General features: G+C 60.8%; 11 protein-coding genes. 1 reads left to right on the plus strand and 10 read right to left on the minus strand.

Annotation, left to right across the window (positions count from 1 at the left end; genetic code table 11):
- Nucleotide 1: 1 nt before the first annotated feature.
- Entirely contained in the window at nt 2–1,906 is a 1,905-nt protein-coding gene (gene ftsH, locus QOS90_RS25170; protein WP_027595030.1) for an ATP-dependent zinc metalloprotease FtsH, read from the minus strand.
- A gap of 203 nt (nt 1,907–2,109) precedes the next feature.
- Nucleotides 2,110–2,736, minus strand: a complete 627-nt coding sequence (rlmE, locus tag QOS90_RS25175; RefSeq protein WP_027595031.1) for a 23S rRNA (uridine(2552)-2'-O)-methyltransferase RlmE — start codon at nt 2,734–2,736, stop codon at nt 2,110–2,112.
- Between the two features lie 102 nt (nt 2,737–2,838).
- Between rlmE and QOS90_RS25180 the strand changes: the two genes are divergently transcribed.
- The gene (locus tag QOS90_RS25180; protein WP_027595032.1) at nt 2,839–3,147 is read left to right on the plus strand and encodes a YhbY family RNA-binding protein; all 309 of its coding nucleotides are present in this window, start codon (nt 2,839–2,841) and stop codon (nt 3,145–3,147) included.
- A 12-nt stretch (nt 3,148–3,159) separates the two neighbouring features.
- Here the strand turns inward: QOS90_RS25180 and QOS90_RS25185 are convergent, their stop codons facing one another.
- From QOS90_RS25185 to grpE, 8 genes are all read right to left on the minus strand, one after another.
- Nucleotides 3,160–3,609 (minus strand): MFS transporter, encoded by a 450-nt coding sequence (locus tag QOS90_RS25185; RefSeq protein WP_081717511.1) that lies wholly within the window; start codon nt 3,607–3,609, stop codon nt 3,160–3,162.
- A complete protein-coding gene (gene greA / locus QOS90_RS25190) occupies nt 3,587–4,069 on the minus strand; it encodes a transcription elongation factor GreA (protein WP_008098898.1) in 483 nt (160 codons plus the stop codon). Before greA ends, QOS90_RS25185 begins: the two co-directional genes overlap by 23 nt.
- Complete coding sequence (gene carB, locus QOS90_RS25195; protein WP_027595035.1) at nt 4,066–7,287, minus strand: carbamoyl-phosphate synthase large subunit; 3,222 nt, start codon at nt 7,285–7,287, stop codon at nt 4,066–4,068. The genes greA and carB overlap by 4 nt, the downstream gene beginning before the upstream one ends.
- Before the next feature lie 106 nt (nt 7,288–7,393).
- Nucleotides 7,394–8,530, minus strand: a complete 1,137-nt coding sequence (gene carA / locus QOS90_RS25200; RefSeq protein ID WP_027595036.1) for a glutamine-hydrolyzing carbamoyl-phosphate synthase small subunit — start codon at nt 8,528–8,530, stop codon at nt 7,394–7,396.
- Between the two features lie 323 nt (nt 8,531–8,853).
- Nucleotides 8,854–9,657, minus strand: coding sequence for a 4-hydroxy-tetrahydrodipicolinate reductase (dapB, locus tag QOS90_RS25205; protein ID WP_085274239.1), 804 nt, complete (start codon nt 9,655–9,657; stop codon nt 8,854–8,856).
- Between the two features lie 13 nt (nt 9,658–9,670).
- Nucleotides 9,671–10,801, minus strand: a complete 1,131-nt coding sequence (gene dnaJ / locus QOS90_RS25210) for a molecular chaperone DnaJ (RefSeq protein ID WP_027595038.1) — start codon at nt 10,799–10,801, stop codon at nt 9,671–9,673.
- Nucleotides 10,802–10,998: 197 nt separating this feature from the next.
- Entirely contained in the window at nt 10,999–12,924 is a 1,926-nt protein-coding gene (dnaK, locus tag QOS90_RS25215; RefSeq protein ID WP_085274240.1) for a molecular chaperone DnaK, read from the minus strand.
- 101 nt (nt 12,925–13,025) lie between these two features.
- A complete protein-coding gene (gene grpE, locus QOS90_RS25220) occupies nt 13,026–13,580 on the minus strand; it encodes a nucleotide exchange factor GrpE (RefSeq protein ID WP_027595040.1) in 555 nt (184 codons plus the stop codon).
- Nucleotides 13,581–13,650: the final 70 nt, after the last annotated feature.

Consider the following 13,650-nt stretch of genomic DNA (forward strand, 5'->3'; position numbering starts at 1 on the left):
CTTAGTGTTGAGCCGCTGGGCCGCCGATTGGCGATTCCGGGCGGTCACCCTGAGCTGCAGGGTTGCCCGAAGCCGAGTCACCATCCCAGTCCCGCGGTTCGCGAGGGGTACGACCCGACATGATGTCGTCGATCTGGTCGGCGTCAATGGTCTCGTACTTCATCAGCGCTTCGGCCATGGCATCGAGCTTGTCGCGGTTGTCGGTGAGCAGCTGCTTGGCCGTGGCGTAGCACTGGTCGATGATGCTGCGCACTTCCGAGTCGATCAGCTTGGCGGTTTCACCCGAGACGCTGGCGTGCTGGCTGCCGGCGCTACGGCCGAGGAACACCTCGCCCTCTTCTTCGGCATACATCAGCGGGCCGAGTTTCTCGGAGAGGCCCCACTTGGTGACCATGTTCCGGGCAATCTGGCTGGCGCGCATGATGTCGTTGGAGGCACCGGTGGTGACGCCATCGAAGCCCAAGGTCATTTCTTCGGCGATACGGCCGCCGTACAACGAGCAGATCTGGCTGATCAGCGCGCGCTTGGACAGGCTGTAACGGTCTTCCTCAGGCAGGAACATGGTGACACCCAGGGCACGACCACGGGGGATGATCGACACCTTGTAGACCGGGTCATGCTCAGGCACCAGACGACCGACGATGGCATGACCGGCTTCGTGGTAGGCGGTGTTCTGTTTTTCTTTCTCGGACATGACCATGGTCTTGCGCTCGGCGCCCATCATGATCTTGTCTTTGGCCAGCTCGAACTCTTTCATTTCGACCAGGCGCTTGTTGGAGCGCGCGGCAAACAGCGAAGCTTCGTTGACCAGGTTGGCCAGGTCTGCACCGGAGAAGCCTGGGGTACCACGGGCAATGACCGCCGGGTTGACGTTCTCGCCAATCGGCACCTTGCGCATGTGTACTTTAAGAATCTGCTCACGGCCACGGATGTCCGGCAGGCCCACAACGACCTGACGGTCGAAGCGACCAGGACGCAGCAGCGCAGGGTCCAGCACGTCCGGACGGTTGGTGGCGGCAATGACGATGATGCCATCGTTCATTTCGAAGCCGTCCATCTCTACCAGCAACTGGTTGAGGGTTTGCTCACGCTCATCGTGACCACCGCCCATGCCGGCGCCACGGTGGCGACCAACGGCGTCGATTTCGTCGATGAAGATGATGCACGGGGCGTGCTTCTTGGCCTGTTCGAACATGTCACGCACACGGCTCGCACCGACACCGACGAACATTTCGACGAAGTCCGAACCGGAAATGGTGAAGAACGGCACTTTCGCCTCACCTGCGATGGCCTTGGCCAACAGGGTCTTACCGGTACCGGGTGGGCCAACCATCAGCACGCCGCGCGGAATACGACCGCCGAGGCGCTGGAACTTGCCCGGGTCGCGCAGGAACTCGACCAGCTCGCCGACTTCTTCCTTGGCTTCGTCGCAACCGGCGACGTCAGCCAGGGTGGTCTTGACCTGGTCTTCGGACAGCAGGCGCGCCTTGCTCTTGCCGAAACTCATCGGCCCGCCCTTGCCGCCCGCGCCACCTTGCATCTGGCGCATGAAGAACATGAACACGGCAATGATCACCAGGATCGGGAAGCTGGCGACCAGCAACTGCGTCCAGATGCTCTGCTGTTCAGGCTGCTTGCCTTCGACGACCACGTGGTTGTCGACCAGGTCGCCGATCAGGCCGTTGTCGGTAATGGCCGGGCGCACGGTCTTGAAGTTGTCGCCGTCGGCACGCTTGCCGGTAATGATGTAGCCGTCGACGGTCACGCGCTCGACTTTCCCGTCTTTAACCTGCTGGATGAAGTCGGAGTAGTTGAGGGTCTGCGGCTCGTTAGGGCTGGAGAAGTTGTTCATCACTGTCACCAGGACAGCTGCGATGATCAACCACAGGATCAGATTCTTTGCCATGTCGTTCAATTCGCTACCCTCTGAGGCCGGCGCACGACGCAGCCGTGCCTCGCATGATATTCATCGCCCTAACTTACTACATTACCTACGCATCCGCAGGCACCGTCTGTAACCCTTTGTGAAACCTAGACTACACGAAGTTCGGACGATACAGACGGGGCGGCCGATTGGAATTAACTATCGACCACCCCGTGGCACGCCTTTCACACGCCTTTGAAACCTTTACCCAGCAGGTACTGCTCACGCGAACGATCCCGCGAAGACGATGGCTTACGCATCTGTACCTTGTCGAACTTGGTGCGCACGTCCTTCAGGTACATGTCGAAGCCTTCGCCCTGGAAAATCTTGATGAGGAAGTCACCACCAGGCTTGAGCACGCGGGTTGCCAGGTCCAGTGCCAATTCGCACAGGAACATGGCGCGCGGCATATCCACTTCAGGCGTACCACTCATATTGGGGGCCATGTCGGAAATCACAAGGTCTACGTGAGAATCACCGACTGCGTCGAGAATCTGCTGCAGGACTGCATCCTGGGTGAAGTCGCCTTGAATGAAGGTAACGTCAGGGATCGAGTCCATTTCCAGGATGTCGGAGGCGATCAGGCGCCCTTGGCCACCAATCAGACGACTGGTCACCTGCGACCAGCCACCCGGGGCTGCGCCGAGGTCGATCACACTCATGCCAGGACGGATCAAACGGTCCTTTTCCTGGATCTCAAGCAGTTTGTAGCTCGCACGCGAGCGGTAGCCATCCTTCTGCGCTTGCTTCACAAAAGGGTCGTTAAAATGCTCTCGCAGCCAGTTAGCGCTGCTTTTGGAACGTTGTACCACGGGGCACCTCGATGATATGCGTCGTGATTGACTGGGCGGAGCCAGGGGCCCTCGGGTAAAATGCCTGTCAATTTTACAGAATCAGACGGAAAGGGTCAGATTATGCCGCTCAATAACGAGCAGAAGAAGCAATACAAGTCCATTGGTCATGACCTGAAGCCGGTCCTGATCGTTGCTGGCAACGGTGTTAACGAAGGCGTTGCCGCCGAACTGGAACGCGCACTCGCCGATCATGAACTGATCAAAGTCGAGATTCGCTCCGAAGATCGTGAAGAACGAGCCGCCGCCATTGCCGAATTGTGCAAGGTTGGCCGCGCCGAACTGGTGCAGACCATCGGCAAGAAAGCGCTGATCTACCGGAAGAACCCACAGCCGAACAAACAGCTGTCCAACATCCACCGCTTCAAATAATAGCGGCTCCGATCAGTGGCGCGCCTGGCGCGCCCTGACCGGTACGGGTTGGGCCACCAGCACGATGCCGGAAAAGCCCAGTACCAGGAAACAAAACATCTGCCAGCGCTCGCCCACTGAAATGCCGTAGCGCAAGGTGTAATACCCCACGCAAGCACCGAAGCCGAGCAACAGCATCTGGCCACGGAACTGCCGCCACCAGGCAGACAGCCCCTCTACCCTCGCCAATACCGCCAGCTGGGTCAACAAGCCTAGCAAGGCCACGCCAATCAACCAGCGGTCGATCTGCCCAGCGACATCCTGCACCAGCAGGGGCGCTAGGCCAGTGACCTTGAGCGCGGGCACCAGCCCCACATGAAACACCCACAAGCCGCCAACCCAGAATACCTGGGCCAGCTGCCAGAGGATCCCTTCAAGGGATGGCGCCCGCAGGCGCCGATCAGATGTGTTTGACTTCGACAATCTCGTACTCGACCGTGCCACTTGGCGTCTTGACGACGACGGTATCACCTTCTTCCTTGCCGATGATGGCACGGGCAATGGGTGCGCCGCTCGAAAGCTTGCCCTGTTTCACGTCGGCTTCATCCTCGCCGACGATCTGGTAGGTCACTTCATCATCGGTTTCGGTGTTGGCCAGCACCACGGTGGTGCCGAAAATCACCTTGCCGGTGTGAGGGATCGTGGTCACGTCGATCACGACCGAGTTCTGCAGGCGGCCTTCGATGTCGCGGATACGCGCCTCGACCATGCCCTGCTCCTCACGGGCGGCATGGTATTCGGCGTTTTCCTTGAGATCGCCCAGCTCGCGCGCCTCACCAATCGCCTGGCTCAGGCGCGGGCGCTCGGTCTTGCTCAGGAACAGGTGCTCTTCTTCCAGGGCGCGAGCGCCCTGGACGGTCATCGGGTACTTGGTAATGCTCATGCTTTAAGTCCTGCATGCAGATCTTGCAAGCGACGAACGGTCTTCTCAGGACCAAACTTCAACGCTTCGCAGATGGCTTCACCGGCCGCAATGGTGGTGGTGCAGTAAATCTTGTGCTGCAGCGCATTGCGACGAATCGAGTAGGAATCAGCGATCGACTGACGGCCTTCGGTGGTGTTGATGATCAGCGACACTTCGTCGTTCTTGATCATGTCGACCACGTGCGGGCGACCTTCGGTCACTTTGTTCACACGGCGCACTTTCAGGCCAGCCGCCTCGATAACCTTGGCGGTGCCGGCAGTGGCAACCACTTCGAAGCCCAGGGCGATCAGGTCGCGGGCAACGCCAGCCACTTGTGGCTTGTCGTCGTCACGCACGCTGATAAACGCAGTACCGCCGGTCGGCAGCACTTCGCTGGCACCCATCTGGGCCTTGGCGAAGGCTTCACCGAAGCTGTCACCGACGCCCATGACTTCACCGGTCGATTTCATCTCAGGGCCGAGGATCGGGTCAACCCCTGGGAACTTGGCGAACGGGAAGACGGCTTCCTTGACGCTGTAGAAGTTCGGGATGATTTCTTTGGTGAAACCGATCTCTTTCAGGGTTTTGCCAGCCATGACGCGGGCCGCGATCATCGCCAGCGAAGTGCCGATGCACTTGGAGACGAACGGTACGGTACGCGAGGCGCGCGGGTTGACTTCGATCACGTAGATCTTGTCGCCCTGCAGGGCCAGCTGCACGTTCATCAGGCCGACCACGCCCAGCTCCAGGGCCATTTTCTTGACCTGTTCGCGGACTTCGTCCTGCACGTGAGCCGGCAGCGAGTACGGTGGCAGCGAGCACGCCGAGTCACCGGAGTGAACACCCGCCTGCTCGATGTGCTGCATGATCGCGCCGATCACCACGTCGGTGCCGTCGCAGACCGCATCCACATCCATCTCGATGGCGCAGTTGAGGAAGTGGTCGAGCAGCACCGGGCTGTCATTGGACACTTGTACCGCTTCACGCAGGTAGCGCTTGAGCTCGTCCAGTTCGTAGACGATTTCCATGGCGCGCCCACCCAGTACGTACGACGGGCGCACGACCAGTGGGTAACCGATACCGCCCGCAGCGCGGATCGCTTCTTCTTCGCTGCGCACGGTAGCGTTTGGCGGCTGCAGCAGGTTCAGGCGCTGAACCATCTGCTGGAAACGCTCACGGTCTTCGGCACGGTCGATGGCGTCCGGGCTGGTACCGATGATCGGTACGCCGGCTTCTTCCAGGGCGCGGGCCAGTTTCAGCGGGGTTTGGCCGCCGTAGTGCACGATGACGCCTTTCGGCTTCTCGACGCGGCAGACTTCCAGCACGTCTTCCAGGGTCAGCGGCTCGAAGTACAGGCGGTCGGAGGTGTCGTAGTCGGTGGAGACGGTTTCTGGGTTGCAGTTGACCATGATGGTCTCGTAACCGTCTTCACGCAGGGCCAGTGCCGCGTGTACGCAGCAGTAGTCGAACTCGATGCCTTGGCCGATACGGTTAGGGCCGCCACCCAGGATCATGATCTTGTCGCGGGTCGACGGGTTGGCCTCGCACTCTTCCTCGTAGGTCGAATACAGGTAGGCGGTGTCGGTGGCGAACTCGGCAGCGCAGGTGTCGACGCGCTTGTAGACCGGGAACACTTCCAGCTTGTGACGGTGGCGACGCAGGTTCTTGTCGGTGATACCGAGCAGTACGGCCAGGCGCTGGTCCGAGAAGCCTTTGCGCTTGAGGCGCAGCATCAGGTTCTTGTCGATGGCCGACAGGGCCAGGGTCTTGACCTTCTCTTCTTCCTTGATCAGGTCTTCCATCTGAACCAGGAACCACATGTCGATGCCGGTCAGGGCAAAGATTTCTTCGCAGGTCATGCCCGAACGCATGGCGTCAGCGACATACCAGATACGCTCGGCACCCGGCACGGTCAGTTCGCGCTTGAGGATGCTGGCAGCTTCTGGGCTGGCCAGGTCGACTTTCGGGTCCAGGCCGCAGGCACCGACTTCCAGGCCGCGCAGGGCTTTCTGCAGGGATTCCTGGAAGGTACGACCGATGGCCATGACTTCACCCACAGATTTCATCTGGGTGGTCAGGCGGGCGTCGGCTTTCGGGAATTTCTCGAAGGCGAAGCGTGGCAGCTTGGTGACGACGTAGTCGATCGACGGCTCGAACGACGCCGGGGTGCGGCCACCGGTGATGTCGTTTTGCAGTTCGTCGAGGGTGTAGCCGACGGCCAGCTTGGCGGCGATCTTGGCGATCGGGAAGCCGGTAGCCTTGGAAGCCAGGGCCGACGAACGCGATACGCGCGGGTTCATCTCGATCACGACCATGCGGCCGGTGTTCGGGCAGATACCGAACTGCACGTTGGAACCGCCGGTTTCGACACCGATTTCACGCAGCACCGCCAGCGAGGCGTTGCGCATGATCTGGTATTCCTTGTCGGTCAGGGTCTGCGCTGGCGCAACGGTGATCGAGTCACCGGTGTGCACACCCATCGGGTCGAAGTTTTCGATCGAGCAGACGATGATGCAGTTGTCCTTCTTGTCACGGACCACCTCCATCTCGTATTCCTTCCAGCCGATCAGCGATTCGTCGATCAGCAGCTCTTTGGTCGGCGACAGGTCCAGACCACGGGCGCAGATTTCTTCGAATTCTTCACGGTTGTAGGCGATACCACCACCGGTGCCGCCCATGGTGAACGACGGGCGGATGATGCACGGGAAGCCGAGCTTCTCGAGGACCGCATTGGCCTCTTCCATGCTGTGGGCGATACCGGAGCGCGGGCACTCCAGGCCGATGTCCTTCATCGCCTTGTCAAAGCGCGAGCGGTCTTCTGCCTTGTCGATGGTGTCGGCGTTGGCACCGATCATCTCTACGCCGAACTTTTCCAGAACGCCATGGCGCTCCAGGTCCAGGGCGCAGTTCAGCGCGGTCTGGCCACCCATGGTCGGCAGCACCGCGTCTGGGCGCTCTTTTTCGATGATCTTGGCCACCGACTGCCATTTGATCGGCTCGATGTAGGTGGCGTCGGCCATGTCCGGGTCGGTCATGATGGTGGCCGGGTTGGAGTTCACCAGGATGACGCGGAAACCTTCCTCGCGCAGGGCTTTGCAAGCCTGGGCGCCGGAGTAGTCGAATTCGCAGGCCTGGCCGATCACGATCGGGCCAGCGCCGAGAATCAGGATGCTTTTGATGTCTGTACGTTTTGGCATGGTTGTCACTCAAATCCGCGGGTCAGTCGGCAAGCCGTCTTGAACAATCTGGGTCAGGCGCTTCCGGGCGCGGCGCAAGCCGGCCCGGGGCCTTGATGCAGGATGCTCAGCGGCGCTTGGCCATGGCATCGGTGAAACGATCGAACAGTGGCGCGACGTCAGTCGGGCCTGGGCTCGCTTCAGGGTGGCCCTGGAAGCTGAACGCGCTCTTGTCGGTGCGCTCGATGCCCTGCAGGGTACCGTCGAACAGCGACTTGTGGATGGCGCGGACGTTGCCCGGCAGGGTGGCTTCGTCGACGGCGAAACCGTGGTTCTGGCTGGTGATCATGACCACGCCGGTGTCCAGGTCCTGGACCGGGTGGTTGGCACCGTGGTGGCCGTGGCCCATCTTGACGGTCTTGGCGCCGGAGGCCAGGGCCAGCAGCTGGTGGCCGAGGCAGATGCCGAACACCGGGATCTCGGTTTCAAGGATTTCCTTGATTGCCTGGATCGCGTAGTCGCAAGGCTCCGGATCGCCAGGGCCGTTGGACAGGAACACGCCATCGGGGTTGAGCGCGAGCACTTCGCTGGCCGGGGTCTGGGCAGGCACCACGGTCACGCGGCAGCCACGGGCCACCAGCATGCGCAGGATGTTCAGCTTGACGCCGTAGTCGAAGGCGACCACGTGGTACGGCAGCTCGGAGGCTTCGATGGTTGGGTGGCTGTCGGTTTTCAGTTCCCACACGCTGGAGCGCCACTCGTAGCGCTCTTTGGTGGAGACGACCTTGGCCAGGTCCATGCCCTTGAGGCCTGGGAAGCCGCGGGCGGCGGCGATGGCGGCTTCTTCGCTGATGTTGTCACCGGCGAGGATGCAGCCATTCTGAGCGCCCTTTTCACGCAGGATACGGGTCAGGCGACGGGTGTCGATGCCAGCGATGGCGACGACGTTGTTGGCCTTGAGGTAGTCCGGCAGCGACTGGGTGTTACGCCAGTTGCTGGCCAGCAGCGGCAGGTCACGGATGACCAGGCCGGCAGACCAGACACGGTTCGACTCGGCGTCTTCCGGGGTAGTGCCGGTGTTGCCGATGTGCGGATAGGTCAGGGTAACGATTTGCTGGGCGTAGGAAGGGTCTGTAAGGATTTCCTGGTAGCCGGTCATAGCGGTGTTGAACACCACCTCACCAACGGTCTGACCGTCGGCACCGATGGCTTCACCGCGAAAAATACTGCCGTCGGCAAGGGCGAGTATGGCTGGCTTTGTCAAGAAGACCTCCCGTAAATCAAGCATGAAAGGGCGATCGCAGGTTGCAAAAAAGCGGAGTGACGTATGGACACGTCACCCCGCTTTCATGTGCTGAATTCAATTCGCTGCGCGCTTTTAGTGGACACACTAAAGCTGTAGCTTACAGAAAAGTGCTTTTTGGGTCTACCGTATATGTGCCTCTAAAACACATGATTGCGACAGGGGGTGCCTTGCACCCCATCGCCGGCAAGCCGGCTCCCACCCGTCAGCACCAACCCGAAGGCTTGCACTCCCCTGTGGGAGCCGGCTTGCCGGCGATTGGGCCATCAGCAACACAGCAAGGATCAGTGCAGCCCCAGAACGTCCTGCATGTCGTACAGGCCCGGCTCGCGCCCATCCAGCCACAGCGCGGCACGTACCGCACCCTTGGCGAACGTCATGCGGCTCGACGCTTTGTGGGTGATCTCCAGGCGCTCGCCTTCAGCGGCGAACAGCACAGTGTGGTCACCCACCACATCACCGGCACGCACGGTGGCGAAGCCGATGGTCTTGCGATCACGCGCGCCGGTCTGGCCTTCACGGCCATACACTGCCACTTCCTGCAGGTTACGGCCCAACGCATTGGCAACCACTTCGCCCATGCGCAGCGCAGTACCCGACGGCGCATCGACCTTGTGACGGTGGTGCGCTTCGATGATCTCGATGTCGACATCATCACCCAGCACCCGCGCCGCCATGTCCAGCAGCTTGAGGCTGAGGTTGACGCCCACACTGAAGTTGGCGGCGAACACGATCGGGATTTCCTTGCCCGCGTCAGCCAGCAATTGCTTCTCTTCGACACTGAAACCGGTGGTGCCGATAATCATCGCCTTGCCATGCTTGCGGCAGAAGGCCAGGTTTTTCAGGGTTACCGAAGGGTGGGTGAAGTCGATCAGCACGTCGAATTCGTCGGCAACCTTGGCCAGGTCATCGGACAGCAGCACGCCGATCCGACCGAGGGCCGCCAGCTCACCTGCATCAGCCCCGACCAGCGAGCTGTCAGGGCGATCGATCGCCGCCGTCAGCCCGGCTCCCGGCGCTTGCTGCACGGCCTCGATGAGGGTTTTGCCCATCCGCCCTGCTGCACCCATCACTGCAATACGTCGCATCGCTATTTCCTTGTCAGAGATCGCCGAAGAAGCGCTTTACACCGTCGAACCAGCCACTGGCCTTGGGCGAATGGGAGCTGTCGCCTTCCAGCGAATCACGCAGCTCTTCGAGCAGCTCGCGCTGACGACGGCTGAGGTTGACCGGGGTTTCCACCGCCACACGGCACAGCAGGTCACCGGCACCGCCACCGCGCACCGGCGCAACACCCTTGCCACGCAAGCGGAACTGCTTGCCGGTCTGGGTACCTTCCGGAATCTTCAGCTTCACGCGGCCATCGAGGGTTGGCACTTCCAGCTCGCCACCCAGCGCTGCATCGGTATAGCTGATCGGCACTTCGCAGTACAGGTGCTTGCCATCACGCTGAAAGATCTCGTGCTCACGCACATTGATCACCACGTACAGGTCGCCGGTCGGGCCACCGTGGGTACCGGCCTCGCCTTCGCCCGACAGGCGAATGCGGTCGCCGGTATCGACACCTGCCGGCACCTTGACCGACAGCGTCTTGTATTCCTCGACACGGCCTTCGCCATGGCACGAATTGCAAGGGTCGGTAATGATCTTGCCCTGGCCATGGCAGCGCGGGCAGGTCTGCTGCACCGAGAAGAAGCCTTGCTGCATACGCACCTGGCCAATACCGCCGCACGTCGGGCAGGTCGACGGGGTCGAGCCCTTCTTCGCGCCAGAACCGTCACAAGGCGTGCAATTGACCAGCGTCGGCACGCGGATACTGACCGTGGTGCCACGCACCGCTTCTTCCAGGTTCAGTTCCAGGGTGTAGCGCAGGTCGCTGCCACGCTGGGCACCACCACGACCACCGCCACGGCCGCCGCCGCCACCGAAGAAGTCACTGAACACATCACCAAAGATGTCAGAGAAGTTGGCGCCGCCGAAGCCTGCACCACCGCCGCCCATGCTTGGGTCGACGCCGGCGTGGCCGTACTGGTCGAACGCCGCGCGCTTGCTGGCGTCAGACAGCACTTCGTAGGCCTCGTTGGCCTCCTTGAACTTGTCTTCCGACTCTTTGTCGCCTGGGTTGCGGTCCGGGTGGAACTTCATCGCCAGGCGGCGATAGGCCTTTTTCAGGTCAGCTTCACTGGCGCCGCGCTCGACACCCAGGACCTCATAATAATCACGCTTGGACATAGGTCATTTGCACCTTGTTGGGCGTTCGGCATCTGCGCCGCGCCATCAGCACCCGCCCAAACACCACGAATGGCCCTGACAGATGCTGTAAAAATTCTCGAATTCCAGATACGCCAACGCGGGAGCAAGCCCCCGCGCGGCGACATCCTACCAGCTCACCGACAACCGCCGGTGAGCTGGCCGACAACATGCAACGATTACTTCTTGTCGTCGCCTTTTACTTCTTCGAACTCGGCGTCAACCACGTCATCGTGCTTGGCTTCCGGCTCGGCCTGCTGCGCGCCGCCCTGAGGCTGTTCGGCCGACTGCTCGGCGTACATCTTCTGGGCAACCGGTGCCGACACCTTGGACAGCTCTTCGACCTTGGCGTCGATCGCGGCCTTGTCGTCGCCTTTTACAGCGGCTTCCAGGGCAACGACGGCAGCTTCGATGGCAGTTTTTTCTTCAGCGGTGACCTTGTCACCTGCATCTGCAACCATCTTGCGGGTCGAGTGAACCAGCGCGTCACCCTGGTTACGGGCACCGGCCAGCTCTTCGAACTTGCGGTCTTCCTCGGCGTTGGCCTCGGCATCACGCACCATTTTCTCGATTTCTTCGTCGGACAGGCCGGAGTTGGCCTTGATCACGATCGACTGGGTCTTGCCGGTGGCCTTGTCTTTCGCGCCGACGTGCAGGATGCCGTTGGCGTCGATGTCGAAGGTCACTTCGATTTGCGGAACACCACGCGGTGCTGGCGGGATGTCAGCCAGGTCGAACTTGCCCAGCGACTTGTTCTGCGAAGCTTGCTTACGCTCACCCTGCAGCACGTGAATGGTCACTGCGCCCTGGTTGTCGTCGGCAGTCGAGAACACCTGCGACTTCTTGGTCGGGATGGTGGTGTTTTTCTCGATCAGCGCGGTCATCACGCCACCCATGGTTTCGATACCCAGGGTCAGCGGGCTGACGTCCAGCAGCAGAACGTCTTTGACGTCACCGGCCAGAACGGCACCCTGGATAGCGGCGCCCATGGCGACGGCTTCGTCCGGGTTGACGTCCTTGCGTGCTTCCTTGCCGAAGAAGTCAGCAACGGTTTTCTGTACCAGCGGCATACGGGTCTGGCCACCGACCAGGATCACGTCGTCGATCTTGCTGGCTTCGATGCCAGCGTCTTTCAGCGCGATGCGGCAAGGCTCGATGGTGCGCTGCACCAGCCCTTCTACCAGCGACTCCAGCTTGGCGCGGGAGATCTTCACGTTCAGGTGCTTAGGACCGGTGGCGTCTGCAGTGATGTACGGCAGGTTGACGTCGGTCGACTGAGCGGAAGACAGCTCGATCTTGGCCTTTTCCGCGGCTTCTTTCAGACGCTGCATGGCCAGAGGGTCGCCCTTCAGGTTCATGCCGGACTCTTTCTTGAACTCCTCGACCAGGTAGTCGATCAGCAGCATGTCGAAGTCTTCGCCACCCAGGAAGGTGTCACCGTTGGTCGCCAGTACTTCGAACTGGTGCTCACCGTCGACTTCGGCGATTTCGATGACCGAAACGTCGAAGGTACCGCCACCCAGGTCATAAACGATGACAGTGTGGTCGCCCTTGGCCTTGTCCATGCCGTACGCCAGTGCAGCAGCGGTCGGCTCGTTGATGATGCGCTTGACGTCCAGACCGGCGATGCGGCCGGCGTCTTTGGTAGCCTGGCGCTGGCTGTCGTTGAAGTAGGCCGGAACGGTGATGACCGCTTCGGTGACAGGCTCGCCGAGGTAGTCTTCGGCGGTCTTCTTCATTTTCTTCAGCACTTCGGCGCTGATTTGCGGCGGTGCCATTTTCTGGCCGTTGACTTCAACCCAGGCGTCACCGTTGTCGGCCTTGGCGATCTTGTACGGAACCAGCTGAATGTCTTTTTGCACGACATCCTCTTCGAAGCGGCGGCCAATCAGGCGCTTCACTGCGAACAGGGTGTTGTGCGGGTTGGTGACAGCCTGGCGCTTGGCCGACTGACCCACCAGGATTTCGCCATCGTTGGCGTAGGCCACGATCGAAGGGGTAGTACGCGCACCCTCGGCGTTTTCGATGACTTTGACGTTACCGTTTTCCAGGATGGAGACGCACGAGTTGGTGGTCCCCAGGTCGATACCGATGATTTTACCCATGTTAACTCTCCCGAAACTTGAATTTGGTAGCAGCGACTACTTTGGCCAACTGCGGTAATACTTGAAGGCTTGACACCTAGATGGGGTTGCCCCGGAGGATTTCAAGCCTGTTCATTGATCGAAGGCTGAGCTGCGCTTGGCGCCTTGCTGACCACCACCATGGCGGGGCGCAGCAGGCGGCCGTTGAGCAGGTAGCCTTTCTGGAACACCTTGAGCACGCTGTTGGGCTCTACGTCGGCGCTTTCCTGCATGGCCATGGCCTGATGGTGCTCAGCGTTGAACGGTTCGCCGTGCGGGTCGACAGGCTCAAGGTTGTAGCGCTTGAGGGTGTCGTGGAACATTTTCAGGGTCAGCTCGATGCCTTCACGCATCGGCTTGATACTTTCGTCGTCGGCATTGGACAGTTCCAGGCCGCGCTCCAGGCTGTCGATTACTGGCAGCAGGTCACCCGCGAACTTCTCCAGGGCGAACTTGTGGGCCTTCTCGACATCCTGCTCGGCGCGACGGCGCACGTTCTGCAAATCGGCAACAGCGCGCAGCGACTGATCCTTGGCGGCGGCCAGCTGTTCCTCGAGCTCCAGAACACGGGCGCCGACAGTATCTGCACCGGTTTCTTCGACGTTAAGGTCTTTCTCATTCAGCTGTTCGTCAGCCATTGGGTCTCTCCTGCGCAAATTTCTGGATTACGAGCCAGGCTCGCCTTTGTTGTCGGCTATATGGGGCCGG

The sequence above is a fragment of the Pseudomonas sp. LAIL14HWK12:I10 genome (assembly GCF_900184205.1).
In the GTDB taxonomy this organism is placed as follows: Bacteria; Pseudomonadota; Gammaproteobacteria; order Pseudomonadales; family Pseudomonadaceae; genus Aquipseudomonas; species Aquipseudomonas kermanshahensis.